Below are 17,398 nucleotides of genomic sequence, written 5' to 3'. Positions count from 1 at the left end.
AAAATTAAGGAAATACTACATGTGCTTTTATTGAATTAAACGATATATAATTGCTGTTTTTTTTCACAAAATTGTTAGATTTAAATTCAAATAATTTTGCAAACAACTGGTATTTAGTCATATATTTTTTAGATTTGTTTAAAAAATAAATATTGATATGTTTGAATTTTAATAAAAAATATAGTAAATTCACAAAACATAATTTTGCATCTTCCCCCAAGATCTATTTAACCTTAAAAACTACTGTTATGCCTATCAGTACAAAGATTGTTATAGAAATTGCGGGAGAAAAATTAACCCGATTTTCAAAATTGGTGATCAACCAAAAAGTGCAGACGCACCATAGATTTTCACTTTTGCAACCTTTGCCGAAAGAATTTGTGAGCCAGGCCATTGACAAGGCTCAAAAATATGTGGGACATGAAATCAAAATTTCAATAGTGCCCACGGCAATGTCCACCGAATCTCCTTTGCTTTTTAACGGAATCATTACCGAAACCCAAATGGTCAGGACTTCTGGAGCTTCTGGAGGAATTATCATCAACGGGTACAGTACCACAATTTTGATGGAAGGAACTCCCAATATTCGTTCTTTCAGTGACCAATCGTTGTCAGATATCGTTAAAGAAGTTTCAAAAGAGTATCCTGAAAAAAGCCTAAATCTTTCGGTTAACGTTGCAAACGATTCTACCTTGCCTTACACGGTTCAGTATAATGAAAGCGATTTTGCATTCCTAAGCAGGATGGCGCAAAAAAAGGGAAATTGGTTTTATTTTAACGGAGAAGAATTGATTTTTGGAAAACCGAAACCAAAGAATTTTACCTTAGAATATGGGAGGACCTTGCATTCCTTCAATATAGAAATGCGGGCAAAATCACTCGGATTTGAATATATGGGCTATGATCCTTCCAACGGAGAAACCCAAAAAGCCAGTTCGATGGAAGTCAACCATTCTCCAGACGGCTATTCAAAAGCGATATTTGAATCCTCTAAAAAATTATTTCCAAACAGTTCCACAATGCTGTATTCACATTCTCTGGAAGAAGGGAATTCTCGAACGCATTTGGTTGACCGAGTGACCACGCAATTGCAATCTCGAACAGCAGATTTGGTAACGGCAAAAGGTGATTCTGACGAAACCGGATTGAGAATTGGCGACGTAATTACCATCAAAGAACCTTCCTTTTCATTAACCGGAAATATTTTAGACGGACTTCAAGAGCAAAATTTCGGCAATTATATCATTACCGATATTATGCACGTCTGTGATGAATCAGGCACTTATCACAACAGTTTTGACGCGGTTCCAGAAAGTGTGATGGCACCGCCTTATGGCAATGTACACAGTTTTCCAACAGCAGAATCACAGCCGGCAACCGTCATTTCAAACAATGATCCGGCGGGTCTTGGCAGAATTCAAGTGGCATTTGCCTGGCAAACCGAAAGCGGTAAAAACACCCCGTGGATTAGAATGACGAACCCACATTCGGGTGGCGGAAAAGGTTTTTATTTTATTCCTGAAGTGGGTGAAGAAGTGCTGATTGCTTTTGAAGGAGGAAATGCAGAAAAACCTTTTGTATTAGGAGCCATGTATAATGGAGGAGCTTCTAGCGGTTATGCAAATTCAGAAAACACGGTGAAAGCCATTCATACAAGAAGCGGACATATCATTAAATTTACGGAAGATGAAAGTATATTAATTACGGATAAAAGCGGCAATGAAATCACGTTGGATACCGTTGGAAGTAACATCAACATAAAAGCGCCGAACGATATTAATATCACAGCAGGCGGAAATATGACATTAACTGCTGGAAAAAACATAAGCCTTGGAGCCAGAGAAAATATATCTGAAACGGCTGGAAGTTGCATTGTTCAGACTGCTAGCAAGGATTATTTGCTTACAGCTTCGGATATTACAGAAATGGCCAGTGGAGAAATAAAAACCGACGCAGAAAATATCAGCAAGCAGGCCACGGGCGCCATTCAAGTGATGGCTACGGGTATGCTGACTCATAATTCGGAGCAGACGGTACATAATAAATCAGGAGAAAAAGTTACAAACGCATAAATATGGGAGGCAATCATACCAAAATAGCAGGTGGAGGCATTTCAGAAACATCTAGAAATGAGTATCGGATGGATGCTAATGGCACCATAACCAATTATGGTGAAAAGGGTGTGCAACAAAATGGCCGGCAAGGCGTGAGAAATGGTTCTTTTGAAACTATTCCCGTTGATGCAAGATGTGTAGTAGAATTTAGACCTACAAAAGATTGGAAAGGAGAATTTGGGTTTGACTGGCCAAGAAAAGCAGATAGCCAAATGGCCGTTGATGTAAATTACAACGGAATTATCGGTAAATACGGAAACGTATATGCCACAGAATCCAATGCGGTATTTACGCCAAGAAATGATTTACATATAAGGCATCTCAAAGAATATGAATTTTTTAATTCTTACAAAGGAAGATATTCTGTTCCAAATATGTCGCTTTGTGTGGGAACAACGGCCATTTTAGACGCTATAACAGAAGTCGCTGAAATCCCAGATTCTATGCGTTATGACTATGACACCGAAACTTTTGAATTAGTCATATTAAAACGATTGACAAAATCTGTCGGAAAAAATTTTGACAAGAGCGCGGTCAGTATAAAATGTTTAAAAGCATTTCCCACAAATAAAAACATCAGGGTTTTTGCCACAAAAAATGGAAAAGAACAAAGAGTGGGACAAATCAAGCTTTTTCCAAATAGTGTTTTAAAAAATGCAAACGTAGTTTTTATTCCGGTCAGATATAATAATGTGCAGGGTTCTATAAAAGGAAATGAAGTGGATATAACACGATTTGCATTGCAACAATCCTATGTTCAAGCTTCACTCAGTGTTGGTCCGGCAATCAGGGCCGAGGGTTGGTGGTTTAATAAATTTTTTACCACAAGAGATTCCACCGGAAGAGTGCTGATGGACGACTCCAGATGGGCGTCGCTTCATAGATATTTAGACGGTAAGTTTTTTGAAACTGCAGCAAATGCTTCCTATCGAAATCATTACCGCGTTTATATGTTGCCAGATGGAACTTTAAACGGGGTTGCAGAAGGTATTGGAAATACAAAAGTTGTTGTGGTTTTTCAAGGAAGAAACGACTCCACTTCACCTCACGAGTTGCTTCACGCCATGGGAGTCCACCACACGTTTGACAACAATGGACTTTATACGTACAAATACCGTAATACCGACAATATCATGGATTATACGCACCAACTTGGAGAACAACGTTTTTCAACAAATCGTTGGCAATGGAATATTATAAGATCTGCAATATGAAGCTAGTTAAAATATTTTCGATGTTTCTGGTCGTTGCGCAGTTATCCAGTTGCAAAGGACAAAATGAAGACGGAATTCAACCAAAAAATAAGGCTATGACCACAGAGCGTTTTGATCTAGAAAAATATAATGAATGCATTGGCAAGAAGAAAAAAGAAGGAGAAATTGACCTTTCTCAATGCGAGTATAAACTTGCTGACGGCACAACGATTATTAGCGTAAAAGACAGTGAAGAATCATTTTCAAGAGTGATTCCGGCAGCTCCAGCTTTGTTCGAAACTGTAAAAGTGTATCACGGAGAAGGTCTTTTAAAGGAGGAATATTCGAGATATTTAGGTGTTTTTTTGACTTCTAGTGAAGTTCGGAATGGAGTTACAAAATTTTATGACAAGCAAGGAAATTTGACAAAAACAGTTGATGAAACTACAACTTACAAAGAGGCAAAGCTAAAAATAGAAGACTTGCTGAAAGAATTGGCGAACGAGCCGCTGTTAAACGAATTGACAAATGAAGAGAAAGCGACATTTAAAACCATTTTTGGATTCAAGGAAGATGTTTCAAAAGTAACGAAAGAGCAGGTTTATGAAGCCTTCGGGAAAAGAAAATTTTTAAATCCATCCGATGAAAAAGACCGGAAAAGTTTAGGAATTATTTTTGTGGAAAAGGAAAAAAAATGGTCCGTTGTAAAAGATTTATATCCTTTTGGAACCCTGGAAATAGATGTAAATTCTGATGACGGATCCATAATTAGGAAAAAATATAATGAAGAAACGCGATCTTAAATTCAAGATAGAATGGTCGAGATAAATTCTGATTCAAAAATTTCAAGTTTGCAATGTGGTAATCAAATTGTCTTTGTGCCTAAAAATTTGATAAAAGAATATATGGTCAAGTTGGTCGTGAATAAAAATGCTGAAAAAGAAAATTTACTGCTTTACAGAGTGAAAACAACTTGGAATAAGTTAAAGCCGTCTGGTTTTTTAGTAAAAGTGGAAACTAGGGATTTTTTGGTCAATTACGAAAATCCGTCGTCAATGATAGAAGTTTTGGCCGAAGAATGTAGAAATTCATTGAAAACAATTGTTGTACAACTTGATAATTTTGGAAAATTGGAACAATTACTGAATTTTCAGGAAATCGTAGCTACTTGGAACCAAATTAAAGAAAATCTTGCTTTAAAATACAGTGGTGACATTGTTGAAAAATATATAAAGTTACAAAATGAAGCACTTTTGTCAGAAGAAACAGTATTGTGTCGGTTAAAAAATGATCTTTTTTTGAATCAATATTTTTATCCAATTTACAACAATGCATTTCATGATTTTAAGTTAGAATTGATCGAAAAATCCAATCTGTTGCAAGTGAAATATACGTTTCCAATTGATTTTCTGGCACAAAATAATGCAACCTTAAATGACAAAGAGCAGATTGAATTTGAAAAAAAAATTAGCAGTAAGTATGATAATCAGCAGATGCCGGTTTCATCTTATGAAACAAAATATACGTTAAACCGAAATCATTCGATTGAATCTATAAGCGGCAATTTTGAAGCTTTGGGACAAAAATTAACTTTCTCGATTTATGCCGTGCCTGACACCAAAGCATTTGATACTTAAAAAATACAGTTATGGGAGCAAAACATTTAGTATGCCACGGAGCGCTCTGTATGTGTAATTTTGGGACAGCACCCGACAAATTATCCGTGAAAACGCATAACAAAGAATTCATTAATGATGCTGACGGAGCCGAGAAAATGATTGCTTCGACAAAAGATATCAACAAAACTTTTGAAAAAAATACTTTTGGTTCTTGTTCCAAGCAAAACAACAATCCATGTCAAGCAACAGTAACCGAGTGGAAAGGATTTTATGAAAAAGTAACGCTTGAAAATGAAGGACAAGTTTTAATCGAAGATTCAAAAGCCACTTGTCCGGTCGGTGGGCCAGATTGTATAAAAATTACTTTTCATGGGCAAACCGCGCAACTGTCTAAAAAGAATGTCAAAAACATAGATCCCGACGTGCACTCAATGATAAATCCATTGGTGGATGTAGCAGAAATTACCGAAGAAGAGAATCCAGATTATTATTAGTTATGGCAAAATTAGGTGTAAAATCAATTAGAGGAAATGTTTCGCCCCTTATCGGGCAACCTACATTTTATGAGGTTCACGAGTTTTATCCGGGAACTTCTATTGCTGATCAAAATGCAGTGAAATGGAATCTGTATGCGATGGAAAATGGACGTTTACGATTGCTAGACGGCGGTCCCACAAAATTTGGCAAACGCGTAAGTTTTGAATTTCCGCAGAAATGGTATGGAGAAAGTCTGTTGATTGAAGCTTATGTGCATAGCGCTGAACGAAAAGCACCTCCGGGACTTATTGTAAGGCCTGTCCAAGGCCCAAAAAAGGTCACCACTTTAACGATTAAAGACGTCAATGAAAATACGATTACCAAACCGCCAAAATATGGCGAGCACATCACGGCAATTGTAACCACAGAAAACATGATTGGTGATGAAATTGATTTAGCAATTTGGGAACGCGATACGATTTTTTCGAATTCAGGTCACGATGCCAATTCAAACACGCTTTTGTGGAACAGAAAATTTATCATTTCCGACAGGAACGGAATTCTAAAGCAAAAAATATTGCTGGATACCGGAATGATGGCTAAGGCAAATCGAGCATTTGACGGATTTGAACACGAATATTATTTAGTTGTAAAGTCACAAAATAGAAGAACTCACGGAACTCAAACGGTAAATGTCAGCAATAGCGAAATAGTTTTAAGTCCGAGTCAACGAAGCACACCGCCCAGACCGCAACCAAGGCCAGCATCGCCCCCAGAAGAAGAAAAAGGAATGGTGGAAACCTTAACCGCACCGGTGGTTGTTGCGGCTAAAATTGGTTGGGATATGGTTATGGATAAGTTGTTCAAACCTGTGACCGTAAACCCAACACAAGTACAAAGTTGCGAAGGGAAATTTTGCATCAAAAGAGGCGATCCAAAAAACGAGCTGATTCGGGAGATAAATATAAGACTTGCAGGCTTTGGTGGAAATGTTCCCACTGATGAATTTACCAATAGAACAGAAAAAATGGTGAAGCAATTCCAGCGCGACTACATGAAAGTGGCTGAAACCGGAAAAGTTTGTGGAAATGTTTTAAAAGCGATTGAAGATTTTCAGACAAAATTTAATTTTAATTTCGACAGTATCAAGTGCAAATGCGGAACCTGTAGCGGTTTTGGCGACAACAGCCATAAAGGCGAATATTTAAGCGGTTCGGCAGAATCTCGCCATCGTTATGAATATCCTGGGTTGCACAGATCGTTGCTTTGGGCGTTAAAAGCAGTAATTTTTTATTTGGAAAAAGACGGACGTTATTCGTTAAACGCAATTAGTTCTGGATACCGATGCAGACACCACGAAGAATATCGAAAAAGACCAACGACCAATCATATGGGAAAGGCACTCGATTTGCATTTCAATAAAAATAATACCAGAACAAGGGCGGTTCCAGATATCGAAACCATTAGATCGGATATTTTTAATAAATATTTGGGTGCCAAATGGGATTGGAATGCAGAAAAAGACATTTTTTATTTAGAATCTACGCGAGTTGGCGCAACTACGTGGGTGCATTATGACGTGCGCGAGTTTAATCCTGCCAATTATCTTCAGGATAAATACTTCGCAAAAACCCAGGCAGAAATGAACGGCCAGAATATTATTTTGCTTGCCAAGGATGCTGGGTATCAAAATACTTGCAGTTGCTTGCAACCTTCTGCAGAAGTCACCAGCCCAGCTGTGGCGGGAGGATGCTATTGTGACCGCGACTTGACTAGCGACGAATTGGTTCACCTTGGTATCAGCAGGGCAAATGCAGATAAGTTTTTGGAAGCTATAAATGCAACCATGACCGAATATACGATCAATACTTGCGAAAGAAAACTACATTTCTTGGCTCAATTGCGCCATGAATCGGGGGAATTTGTATATATGCAAGAAATTGCTTCAGGAAGTGCTTATGAAGGAAGAACAGATTTAGGAAATACCCAAACAGGAGACGGCGTTCGATTTAAAGGAAGAGGTTTGATCCAGATTACCGGAAGAACGAATTATACCAATTATGGTATTTATAAAAGCGAAAACTTCACAACAGAACCCAATAATAAAAAATTAGGAGAATTACCATATTGCGTAGATTCTGCAGGATGGTATTGGAGCGAAAATTTATCTGTGGATCTTAATGATTTTGCAGACAAAGATGATATTATCTATATTACCTATCGAATTAACGGCGGTTTTAATGGCTATATGAGCGACCGAAAACCCAAGTTGATCAACATGATAAAAAAGATCACTTGCACGAAAACCAAGTTTGAAAATTTTGAAACCTATTCTATAAAAAACAGCAAAGCGTGGGACGGACACGATGCTGTTTATAAATACGCCCGTCTCAATACCGATGAATCTAAGGATTGTTACCAACGATATTTGGATCTAACGGTCAATTATTTAACTTGGAATATTTCTCAATCTAAGAAAAACAAAATAGCAACACGAAGACAAGTAGCCAATGACAACAATTAAAAACACTGCATTCCTTTTAGTATTATTTCTAGCAAGCTTAAATTCGTTCGCTTGCGTTCCACAACAATTTTCGGCCAGAAAAGAAATGGTAGAGCAAAAAGATTCGCTTGCTGGAGTTTATGTGCTGGACGAATGTGAAAACGGACGTTTTAAAATCCAAATTGAAAAGTCTGGAACAGAATATAATTATCGTATTTTAGACAAAGAAAAATCAATTGGAAAAGGAAAAGTGAGGATTATGAAAGACGGCGACGTGACCTATTTAACCTTTGGAGCTATTGGCAGTTTGTGGGAAGACGGCTCGATAATTGTCCAAAACCATGGCAACGCAATGAATGAATACAATCATTTTACGCAGTGCGATTCAAAATATCTAACTTTCAAAAAAAATAAATGAAACCGCTAAAACTTATCATTGTCCAAATTATTGCAATACTGTTTTTATCATTCGCAAGTTGCAACACGAAAACGCAAACCGAAATGGCTACTTTAGAAGCTGTTTCTGAGACAGATACTGTAAACGCCGTTCTGCCAGATAAGGAAATTGTTACGCCAGTAACTTCTGGTGATAATTGCATTGAAGCAAGCGCAATTAAATTTCCTTATGCCAAAACCATTGATCCAAAAAAAGCCAGCTACAAAAAATTAAACTGCAAGATTAAAGGTATCGAGGAATTTATCTGTGACCCAAGTGATGCGCGCTACATTGCGTTACCCGATTTTGAAAATATCAAAGTAATTTTAGTACCAATGGATTGTGGTGATTTCAGTTACCGTTATTATCTACTGACAATTTTTGAAAATAAATTGGTTTCTAATCGCTACGTGGAAGGCGAGTGGCATGAACCCGGAAGCCACGATTATAAGGAGATTACCAGCTTTTCCATTGACTCTGATTATGTTATTACCATTACCACAAATGCTGTGGAAAATGGGGCCACCCGATTAAAAGAAACCGCGAAAATTACAATACGCGACGACGGTACTTTTGATAAAGTGAATTAAAAATTAGCAATTAAATCAATAAGCTATCGTAATCACATCCCCCTGTTTGTCCAATAATTTCAACTGAAAATCTTTTTCGTCAAGAGTAATTTTATCATTTCGGCCAATGTGGTAAATGGCGTATTTTTTACTGAGAATTTTAAAGTCAACGTTTTTTTCTTCGATATCCATCAAAAGCCAAATCGGGACAAAAGCCAAATCTAAATCGGTTTGCGAAGCGATGGTTTCAGAATTCGTCGTGTCGCCGGAAAGAAATATTTTCTTCCCGTGCCAAGTTGCCAAATAAGAATAATGCTTAAACGAAATCCCAAAAACGGTATGATGAGTTTTAAAAGCCTTGATCGCTTAATCTGGAATGGTCTCGCTTAATTTTTCTGATTCTTCAATATTCCACAGATCAAATTTTTGGCCACTTAATTTCTTAAAAATTTTGCTCGTGTAAAACTAATAATAAATCAAATCAGATAAGAAGGAAATTCTACGAAAGTATATAAAACAAAAAATCCTGATATTTCTATCAGGATTAATTTTGCTCCCCCTCTTGGGCTCGAACCAAGGACCCTCTGATTAACAGTCAGATGCTCTAACCAACTGAGCTAAGGAGGAAGGCGTGTGCCTTTTAAAAGCGGTGCAAATATAATCTTTATTTTAATACCTGCAAATAAATTTTTTATAAGTTCAGCAATGTTCATTTACAATTAAAAAATGAAAATCTATTGATTTTTCTATAAAACAAAAAATCCCGATATTTCTATCAGGATTAATTTTGCTCCCCCTCTTGGGCTCGAACCAAGGACCCTCTGATTAACAGTCAGATGCTCTAACCAACTGAGCTAAGGAGGAAGGCGTGTGCCTTTTAAAAGCGGTGCAAATATAATCTTTATTTTAATACCTGCAAATAAATTTTTTATAAGTTCAGCAATGTTCATTTACAATTAAAAAATGAAAATCTATTGATTTTTCTATAAAACAAAAAATCCCGATATTTCTATCAGGATTAATTTTGCTCCCCCTCTTGGGCTCGAACCAAGGACCCTCTGATTAACAGTCAGATGCTCTAACCAACTGAGCTAAGGAGGAAGGCGTTTTGCCTTGTAAAGCGGTTGCAAATATAAAGCTTAATTTTGTTTTTGCAAGTGAAATTAATGAAAAAAATATTTTTTTTTTCTACCTCGTCAGCGCCTTATAAATATCGTTTCCGTTGGCAAATAAAACCAATGCTATAAGTATAAAGAAACCAGCAACTTGTGCTCTTTCCATGAATTTTTCGCTCGGTTTTCTTCGTGTAATAATTTCGAATAATAAAAACATAACATGGCCTCCATCAAGTGCCGGAATCGGCAATAAGTTCATTACGCCAAGCATAATGGAAAGGAAAGCCGTGATGCCCCAAAAATATTCCCAGCTCCAAACACTCGGGAACACATTGAAAATCGCGTAAAATCCGCCCACGCCTTTATAGGCTCCGGTATCTGGATTCACGATCGCTTTCAATTGCGTGATGTATCTTCCCAATTCGTCTTTGCTTCGTTGAATTCCCGCAGGAAAAGCCTCCGCAAAAGAAAAAGTTTCACGGCTGATGTTGTAATAACCTAGTTTTTCAAGATTATCCACTTTCACATTTCCTTGATAAGTTCCCAGTTTTCCCTCTTTATTGATCGTAAGCTTAATGTTTTCTTCCTTTTCTTTTCTGAAAACAACAGCATCGACTGTTTTTCCAGGATTTGCATTGTTAAATGCTAAAACTTCATCAGCATAACGCATTTTTTGTCCGTTGATGCTTAAAATCATATCGCCTTTTTCAAGACTGTTTAAGTTTGGAGAATCTTCAGCAAGATTGCTTACCACAAAAGGAATTCTCAAATCAAGATACCTTCTTTCGTCTTTCATTACTTTGTCTAAAACGTCAACCGGAAGCTTGATCGCTTGTTCCGCGCCATTTCTTTCAATAGTAACTTCTTTGGCAAAATTTACGCTATACGGAACGTCATTGAATTTCTCTACTTTTTTACCGTCAACAGCAATGATTTTATCTCCCGTTTTAAATCCCAATTCTTCTCCAACCGGACTCGAAACCCAAACGCCATCTTTCAATTCAGAATTGGCGATGTAGGTATTTCCATATACAAAAGCCATCCCGATGTAAATGATAATAGCTAAAATAAAGTTCACAGTCACACCTCCAAGCATTATAATCAAACGTTGCCAAGCTTGTTTTGAACGAAATTCCCACGGCTGAGGTGGCAACGCCATTTGCTCTTTGTCCATGCTTTCGTCAATCATTCCGGCAATTTTCACATAACCTCCAAGCGGAAGCCATCCGATGCCATATTCTGTTTCGCCCACTTTTTTCTTCAAAAGCGAGAATTTTACGTCAAAGAACAAATAGAATTTTTCAACTCTCGTCTTAAATAATTTGGCAGGAATAAAATGCCCTAATTCGTGCAATACAATCAGCAAAGATAAACTCAATAAAAACTGTGAGAGCTTAATAACTATTTCCATTTTTTAGTTTTAGATTCAATAATTCCGAACAAAAATAGTGTTTTCTATTTACTTACAATTACAATCTTTGTTTTTCCCTAATTTAAAAGTTTGTTAATAATTGAAATCCGCTTCCCACTTAATAATTTGTACCTTAACTTTACTTAATTGAATGGCTTTTCTGTCATTTTTCATAGGCTTAAAAAGCCATTTCTCTTAAAAACACGCAATTATGTCTTCAAAATTATTTTCAATATTTCAGATAAAAAGCATTATTCTGAAAAATAGAATCGTCATTTCGCCAATGTGTCAATATTCTGCCAAGGATGGTTTTGCAAACGATTGGCATCTAGTCCATCTCGGGAGCCGTGCCAACGGAGGTGCTTCCTTAATTATCCAAGAAGCGACAGCCGTTTCTCCCGAAGCCCGAATTTCTCCCGAAGATATAGGAATCTGGAGCGACGAACACATCGAAAAATTAAAAAATATCACCCATTTTATTACCGAGCACCATTGCGTTCCCGGAATCCAATTGGCGCACGCCGGAAGAAAAGCCAGCGTGAGTTCGCCATGGCAAGGAAACAGAAAATTGTCAAAAGAAGAAGGTGGTTGGGAAACTTTTGCGCCAAGTGCCATCGGTTACCACGACATTGAAAACACGACCGAATTAGACAAAACCGGAATTGAAAAAGTAATTTTAGATTTTAAAAAAGCAACCAAACGCGCAGTTCAAGCAGGTTACAAAGTACTGGAACTGCACGGAGCGCACGGTTATTTACTGCACCAATTTTTGTCGCCCTTGTCCAATAAAAGAACTGACGAATATGGCGGAAGCTTTGAAAACAGAATCCGATTTACATTAGAAATTGTAGAAGCCGTGCAAGAAGAATGGCCAAATGATTTGCCTTTATTCGTAAGAATTTCGGCTACAGATTGGGCAGAAGGCGGTTGGAATATCGAAGAATCAATACAACTTTCCGAAATTTTAAAACACAAAGGCGTTGATTTGATAGATGTTTCTTCTGGCGGATTGGTTTCACACCAAAAAATTCCGGCAGAACCAGGATACCAAGTACCTTTTGCCGAACAGATCAGAAAAGAAACAAAAGTGTGCACCGGCGCCGTCGGATTGATAACGGAAGCCAAACAAGCTGAAGCCATCCTCCAAGAAGAAAAAGCCGACCTGATTTTCTTTGCCAGAGAATCATTGCGCGACCCAAATCTTGCCTTAACTTTTGCCAGAGAATTAGGAGTCGATGTCCAATGGCCAAACCAATACGACAGAGCGAAGAAATAGTTTCAGAGTTTCAAAGTCGCAGAGTCTCAAAGTTTCTGAGTCAAACACTGTTGCGTCTTAGCGCCTTTGCGAGAAAAATCAAAAACCTCGCGTTAAAATTAAAAACACAAAATGAAAAATATAAAAACAGCACTTCTTTCCTACGGAATGTCTGGTAAAGTATTCCATGCGCCTTTCCTCAATTTACACGAAGGATTCGAATTGATCGGTGCTTGGGAACGAAGCAAAAAATTAATACAACACGATTATCTTTACACAAAAAGTTACAGTTCAATAGAAGAACTACTTCAAGACGATGTCGATTTGGTCGTCGTAAACACGCCGGTCGGAACGCATTTTGAATTTGCAAAACAAGCACTTTTGGCCAATAAAAATGTCTTGGTCGAAAAAGCATTCACCACAACAGTTACTGAAGCCGAAGAACTTCGTGACATCGCCAGAGAAAAAAAGTTAAAATTAGCCGTGTTCCAAAATAGAAGATGGGATAGCGATTTTAAAACCGTAAAACAGATTTTAGACCAAGATATTTTAGGAGAAATTGTAGAAGCAGAAATTCATTTCGACCGATATAATCCAAATTTAAGTCCAAAACAGCACAAAGAAACGGCCAATCCGGGTGCTGGGATTTTAAAAGATTTAGGGTCGCATATTATTGACCAAGCCTTGACTTTATTCGGTTTTCCTGAAGCTTTGAATGCTGATATCCGAATCACTCGCGATTATTCTTTAGTTGATGATAATTTTGATATTTTATTATATTATCCTCGTTTTCGCGTAAGACTGAAAGCCGGATTTTTCGTCAGAGAAATGCTTCCTTCGTATGTTTTACACGGAAAAAAAGGCTCGTTTTTAAAAGCTAGGGGCGATGTTCAAGAAGACGAATTGAAGCTCGGAAAAAAACCAAGTCGTGACAATTGGGGAATCGAACCCGATTATAAAGAAGGATTGCTTCACACCGAAGTAAATAGCGTAGTCATCAGAGAAATTGTCCCAACATTACACGGAAATTATTTCGAATTTTTTGATGGAATATACGATTCAATTACCAATAACAAACCCGAACCAGTAACTGCTGAAGACGGCGTAAACGTAATGAGAATCATCGAAGCGTCGATTAAAAGCAATGAAGAAAAGAGAGTAATTGAATTTTAGTAGAATTACGAATTACGAATTACGAATTACGAATTACGAATTACGAATTACGAATTGTTTCAAATAGACACGGATTTACAACCCTAATTAATTCGTGAATTCGTGGCAAAAAATAAATTTATGGAAAAGAGAAAATTAGGAAATACGGATTTGGAAGTGTATCCAATCGCTTTTGGAGGAAATGTATTCGGATGGACTTTAGACGAAAAAAAATCCTTTGAAATTTTAAACGGTTTTGCGGAAGCAGGTTTCAATTTCATCGATACGGCCGATGTGTATTCACGTTGGAAACCGGGGAATTCAGGTGGAGAATCAGAAAAAATCATCGGAAACTGGCTGAAAGAAAAGAAAAACCGACACGATATTATTTTGACTACAAAGGTGGGTTCTGATATGGGCAACGGTAAAAAAGGCCTCAAAAAAGAATACATTTTAAAAGCGGTTGAAGATTCTCTAAAAAGATTAAAAACCGATTATTTAGATTTGTACCAAACGCATTTTGACGATGAATCGACCCCTGTTTTAGAAACTTTGGAAGCCTACGACCAATTGGTGAAAGACGGAAAAATTCGCTGGATTGGAACTTCAAATATGTCACCAGAACGAATCAAAGAATCTTTAGGGACCAGTGCTGAAAAAGGCTTGCCAAGTTATGAAACCTTGCAACCGCATTATAATTTGTATGCCCGGGAAAAATATGAAAGCCAATATGAACCGCTTGCTTTAGGCCACGGATTAGGCGTTTTTACTTATTTTTCTTTAGAAAGCGGTTTCCTTACCGGAAAATACAAAACCAAAGAAGATTTAAAAAAGAGTCCTCGCGGTGGCGATATGGATAAATATTTTGATGCAAGAGGATTGAAAATCTTAAACGCATTAGACGAAATTTCCAAACAAAACGACACGACTCCCGCATCGGTAGCTTTGGCTTGGTTGATTCAAAGGCCATCAGTTACCGCTCCAATTGTCAGCGCTACGAGTTTGAATCAATTAGATGCCATTATTCAAGCACCAGATTTAAATCTAAATTCAGATGCCATTCGTTTTTTAAACGGATCAAGCGCTTGGTAGGAATTTTTGATTTAAGATTTATGAATTGTAGTCGATAAAACAATCCGTTTTACCCATTTCCAAAACCTTGAACCTCTTACCCTGAACAAAAAAAATGAAAATATTTATCACCAGAATAATTCCCGAAGCAGGTCTGCAACTTTTTCGTGATGCCGGAATTGAAGTCATCCAATGGGAAGAAAAAAGAGAGTTAACGCAAGCAGAATTAATCGAAAACTGTAAAAAAGTCGACGGATTGCTGATTGCCGGAAGAGGCAATATTGACGCCGAGTTCTTGAATGAATGCAAACACTTAAAAGTAATCTCGTTGTTCGCCACGGGTTATGATAACGTGGATATTGCCGAAGCCACAAAATTGAAGATTCCAATCGGGCACACGCCAGATGTTTTGAGCAAGGCCACAGCCGATATCGCTTTTTTGTTACTGCAAAACGTGGCTCGAAAAGCATTTTTCCATCATAAAAGAATCATCAATGACGACTGGAATTTCTTTGAGCCTTTAGCAAATATTGGACAGGATTTACAAGGAAAAACACTTGGGATTTTAGGTTTGGGAAAAATCGGTTATGAAATGGCGAAAGCTTGCAAAGGCGCTTTTGAAATGGATATTATTTACCACAATCGAAGCACTAATAAAGAAGCCGAAGAAAAACTAGGGGCACGAAGAGTTTCCTTTGAAGAATTACTTGAAAAAAGCGATGTGATTTCGGTTCACGCCAATCTTACGGATGAAACCAAAGATTTGTTCAATAGGGAAGCTTTCGCTAAAATGAAACCGATCGCCATTTTTGTCAACACGGCGCGCGGACCAATGCACAACGAAAAAGATTTGCTCGAAGCCTTGAAAAACAAAACCATTTGGGGTGCCGGTTTAGACGTAACCAATCCGGAGCCGATGCATTTTGACAACGAACTTTTGAATATGGCAAACGTTGCCGTTTTGCCACATATTGGTTCGTCAACAGCCGAAACGCGTAATGACATGGCGGTTCTTTCGGCTAAAAATGCAATTGCAGGAATCAAAGGCGAACGACTTGTGAAGGTGGTCAATTCAGCGATTTATGAATAAATAAAATTTGGCAATTGTAGAAAACAGAAAATGTCGACCTTTGCTACTTGCTGAAGCATACTGCAAGTCAAGATTATTATGGAATTCAGATTCGTCAACCGGTTCAATACCCGACCAAAATTAAAAGGCTACAAACACGCCAAACAGTCCTATTTAAACCGAATTCGATGGGCGGTTTCCCTATTTTATTTCGCAATGGGATTGTGTTCTGCTACTTGGGCAAGCCGAATTCCAGACTTAAAAACCAATTTGCATTTAAGTGAAGGCGAATTAGGAACCATTTTATTTGCGATTCCGTTTGGGCAATTGTTTGCGATGCCTTTTGCAGGAAAAATGGTCACGCGATTCGGTAGCCACAGAATTCTTTTAATTTGCCTGACTTTGTATGCCTTTTTCATGACTACAATTGGTTTGGCAACTGATCCTTGGCAATTATCTGGAGCCTTATTTATTTTCGGAATTTTCGGAAACATGAGCAATATCGCTGTAAATACACAAGGAGTTTACACCGAAAATCTTTTCAAAAAAACCATAATGTCTTCATTTCACGGCGCTTGGAGTTCGGCAGGTTTTACTGGCGCTTTCATTGGTTTGGCGATGCTGGCGTTTGACATTTCGCCTTACATCCACTTCATCATCACGTTTGGAATCGTACTTATTTTAATGTTTTCAAATTTCAAATTTTTGATTAAAGCCAAAGAGAAAAAACCGTTAGAAAAGAAAAAGTTTTTCACCAAGCCAGACCGCGCTTTAATCTGGCTCGGCGTCATCGGATTTTGCTGTATGGCAAGTGAAGGCGTGATGTTTGACTGGAGCGGTGTCTATTTTAAAGATGTTGTGAAGGCACCGGGTCCGTTGGTAATTTTGGGTTATACCAGTTTTATGGTAATGATGGCAACCGGACGTTTTGTGGGTGACAGATTCATCTTGAAATTCGGCAGAAAAAGAGTGCTACAAATTAGCGGTTTGATGATTTCCATCGGATTATTTACTGCGGTTTTTCTTCCTTATTTAATTGCATCCACATTAGCTTTCATGTTGGTCGGATTGGGAGTTTCAACGATAGTTCCAACCGTTTACAGCGTTGCTGGCAAAAACACAACGGTTTCTCCGGGGGAAGCTTTGACCATAGTCTCGAGCGTCAGTTTTCTTGGCTTTTTAATGGGACCGCCTGTTATTGGCTACATCGCAGAAGCTTTTGGATTGCAGTTTTCGTTTGCATTCATAGGGGTTTTCGGGATTTTAATTACGATAATGGTCAGCAGAATCAAAGCGATAGAATAAAACTATGCTAATAAATATTTAATAGATGTGACATCGATCGATAGCGCACTAATTTATATTTGTCTAAAGAGGAAAACTTAAAAAGGAGTAATGCTTTTTTAGAAAAAAA

General features: G+C 37.7%; 15 protein-coding genes and 3 tRNA genes. 13 read left to right on the top strand and 5 right to left on the bottom strand.

Annotated elements, in window-relative coordinates:
• The first annotated feature begins 248 nt into the window (after nt 1-248).
• From EG849_RS00470 to EG849_RS00435, 8 genes are read left to right on the top strand one after another with little or no spacing between them, the layout of a single operon-like run.
• A complete protein-coding gene (locus EG849_RS00470) occupies nt 249-2,072 on the top strand; it encodes a type VI secretion system Vgr family protein (protein ID WP_125011120.1) in 1,824 nt (607 codons plus the stop codon).
• A gap of 2 nt (nt 2,073-2,074) precedes the next feature.
• The gene (locus tag EG849_RS00465) at nt 2,075-3,328 is read left to right on the top strand and encodes a hypothetical protein (RefSeq protein WP_125011119.1); all 1,254 of its coding nucleotides are present in this window, start codon (nt 2,075-2,077) and stop codon (nt 3,326-3,328) included.
• On the top strand, nt 3,325-4,110 hold the full coding sequence (locus tag EG849_RS00460; protein WP_125011118.1) for a hypothetical protein: 786 nt from the start codon (nt 3,325-3,327) through the stop codon (nt 4,108-4,110). The genes EG849_RS00465 and EG849_RS00460 overlap by 4 nt, the downstream gene beginning before the upstream one ends.
• 12 nt (nt 4,111-4,122) lie before the next feature.
• Entirely contained in the window at nt 4,123-4,944 is an 822-nt protein-coding gene (locus tag EG849_RS00455) for a hypothetical protein (RefSeq protein ID WP_125011117.1), read from the top strand.
• 11 nt (nt 4,945-4,955) lie between these two features.
• Nucleotides 4,956-5,420, top strand: a complete 465-nt coding sequence (locus EG849_RS00450) for a DUF4280 domain-containing protein (protein ID WP_125011116.1) — start codon at nt 4,956-4,958, stop codon at nt 5,418-5,420.
• Nucleotides 5,421-5,422: 2 nt separating this feature from the next.
• The gene (locus tag EG849_RS00445; protein WP_125011115.1) at nt 5,423-7,927 is read left to right on the top strand and encodes a hypothetical protein; all 2,505 of its coding nucleotides are present in this window, start codon (nt 5,423-5,425) and stop codon (nt 7,925-7,927) included.
• A complete protein-coding gene (locus EG849_RS00440; protein ID WP_125011114.1) occupies nt 7,914-8,324 on the top strand; it encodes a hypothetical protein in 411 nt (136 codons plus the stop codon). The genes EG849_RS00445 and EG849_RS00440 overlap by 14 nt, the downstream gene beginning before the upstream one ends.
• Nucleotides 8,321-8,932 (top strand): hypothetical protein, encoded by a 612-nt coding sequence (locus EG849_RS00435; protein WP_125011113.1) that lies wholly within the window; start codon nt 8,321-8,323, stop codon nt 8,930-8,932. The genes EG849_RS00440 and EG849_RS00435 overlap by 4 nt, the downstream gene beginning before the upstream one ends.
• A gap of 15 nt (nt 8,933-8,947) precedes the next feature.
• Here the strand turns inward: EG849_RS00435 and EG849_RS00430 are convergent, their stop codons facing one another.
• The 5 genes from EG849_RS00430 to rseP all read right to left on the bottom strand — a co-directional run bounded on the left by EG849_RS00430 (nt 8,948) and on the right by rseP (nt 11,437).
• The gene (locus EG849_RS00430) at nt 8,948-9,214 is read right to left on the bottom strand and encodes a hypothetical protein (RefSeq protein WP_125011112.1); all 267 of its coding nucleotides are present in this window, start codon (nt 9,212-9,214) and stop codon (nt 8,948-8,950) included.
• Nucleotides 9,215-9,464: 250 nt separating this feature from the next.
• Nucleotides 9,465-9,538 (bottom strand) — tRNA-Asn (locus EG849_RS00425).
• 163 nt (nt 9,539-9,701) lie between these two features.
• A tRNA-Asn gene (locus tag EG849_RS00420) sits at nt 9,702-9,775 on the bottom strand.
• Nucleotides 9,776-9,938: 163 nt separating this feature from the next.
• Nucleotides 9,939-10,012, bottom strand: a tRNA-Asn gene (locus EG849_RS00415).
• Between the two features lie 87 nt (nt 10,013-10,099).
• The gene (gene rseP / locus EG849_RS00410; RefSeq protein ID WP_125011111.1) at nt 10,100-11,437 is read right to left on the bottom strand and encodes an RIP metalloprotease RseP; all 1,338 of its coding nucleotides are present in this window, start codon (nt 11,435-11,437) and stop codon (nt 10,100-10,102) included.
• 211 nt (nt 11,438-11,648) lie between these two features.
• Between rseP and EG849_RS00405 the strand changes: the two genes are divergently transcribed.
• The 5 genes from EG849_RS00405 to EG849_RS00385 all read left to right on the top strand — a co-directional run bounded on the left by EG849_RS00405 (nt 11,649) and on the right by EG849_RS00385 (nt 17,289).
• Nucleotides 11,649-12,713 carry an NADH:flavin oxidoreductase/NADH oxidase gene (locus EG849_RS00405; protein WP_125011110.1) on the top strand — a complete coding sequence of 355 codons (1,065 nt, stop codon included), beginning with the start codon at nt 11,649-11,651 and terminating at the stop codon, nt 12,711-12,713.
• A gap of 111 nt (nt 12,714-12,824) precedes the next feature.
• On the top strand, nt 12,825-13,865 hold the full coding sequence (locus EG849_RS00400) for a Gfo/Idh/MocA family oxidoreductase (RefSeq protein WP_125011109.1): 1,041 nt from the start codon (nt 12,825-12,827) through the stop codon (nt 13,863-13,865).
• 120 nt (nt 13,866-13,985) lie between these two features.
• Nucleotides 13,986-14,936, top strand: coding sequence for an aldo/keto reductase (locus tag EG849_RS00395; RefSeq protein WP_125011108.1), 951 nt, complete (start codon nt 13,986-13,988; stop codon nt 14,934-14,936).
• 94 nt (nt 14,937-15,030) lie between these two features.
• The gene (locus tag EG849_RS00390) at nt 15,031-16,005 is read left to right on the top strand and encodes a 2-hydroxyacid dehydrogenase (RefSeq protein WP_125011107.1); all 975 of its coding nucleotides are present in this window, start codon (nt 15,031-15,033) and stop codon (nt 16,003-16,005) included.
• Between the two features lie 78 nt (nt 16,006-16,083).
• Nucleotides 16,084-17,289 carry an MFS transporter gene (locus EG849_RS00385; protein ID WP_125011106.1) on the top strand — a complete coding sequence of 402 codons (1,206 nt, stop codon included), beginning with the start codon at nt 16,084-16,086 and terminating at the stop codon, nt 17,287-17,289.
• The last annotated feature ends 109 nt before the right edge of the window (nt 17,290-17,398 follow it).

Origin of the sequence: Flavobacterium macacae (assembly GCF_003865365.1) — a bacterium.
In the GTDB taxonomy this organism is placed as follows: domain Bacteria; phylum Bacteroidota; class Bacteroidia; order Flavobacteriales; family Flavobacteriaceae; genus Flavobacterium; species Flavobacterium macacae.
The sequence above is the reverse complement of the archived record's forward strand: the minus strand, read 5'-3'. Positions and strand labels throughout refer to the sequence as shown.

Coding starts and splice junctions, on each gene's coding strand:
- EG849_RS00470 (WP_125011120.1), top strand. CDS start 249: ATGCCTATCAGTACAAAGATTGTTATAGAAATTGCGGGAGAAAAATTA.
- EG849_RS00465 (WP_125011119.1), top strand. CDS start 2,075: ATGGGAGGCAATCATACCAAAATAGCAGGTGGAGGCATTTCAGAAACA.
- EG849_RS00460 (WP_125011118.1), top strand. CDS start 3,325: ATGAAGCTAGTTAAAATATTTTCGATGTTTCTGGTCGTTGCGCAGTTA.
- EG849_RS00455 (WP_125011117.1), top strand. CDS start 4,123: ATGGTCGAGATAAATTCTGATTCAAAAATTTCAAGTTTGCAATGTGGT.
- EG849_RS00450 (WP_125011116.1), top strand. CDS start 4,956: ATGGGAGCAAAACATTTAGTATGCCACGGAGCGCTCTGTATGTGTAAT.
- EG849_RS00445 (WP_125011115.1), top strand. CDS start 5,423: ATGGCAAAATTAGGTGTAAAATCAATTAGAGGAAATGTTTCGCCCCTT.
- EG849_RS00440 (WP_125011114.1), top strand. CDS start 7,914: ATGACAACAATTAAAAACACTGCATTCCTTTTAGTATTATTTCTAGCA.
- EG849_RS00435 (WP_125011113.1), top strand. CDS start 8,321: ATGAAACCGCTAAAACTTATCATTGTCCAAATTATTGCAATACTGTTT.
- rseP (WP_125011111.1), bottom strand. CDS start 11,437: ATGGAAATAGTTATTAAGCTCTCACAGTTTTTATTGAGTTTATCTTTG.
- EG849_RS00405 (WP_125011110.1), top strand. CDS start 11,649: ATGTCTTCAAAATTATTTTCAATATTTCAGATAAAAAGCATTATTCTG.
- EG849_RS00400 (WP_125011109.1), top strand. CDS start 12,825: ATGAAAAATATAAAAACAGCACTTCTTTCCTACGGAATGTCTGGTAAA.
- EG849_RS00395 (WP_125011108.1), top strand. CDS start 13,986: ATGGAAAAGAGAAAATTAGGAAATACGGATTTGGAAGTGTATCCAATC.
- EG849_RS00390 (WP_125011107.1), top strand. CDS start 15,031: ATGAAAATATTTATCACCAGAATAATTCCCGAAGCAGGTCTGCAACTT.
- EG849_RS00385 (WP_125011106.1), top strand. CDS start 16,084: ATGGAATTCAGATTCGTCAACCGGTTCAATACCCGACCAAAATTAAAA.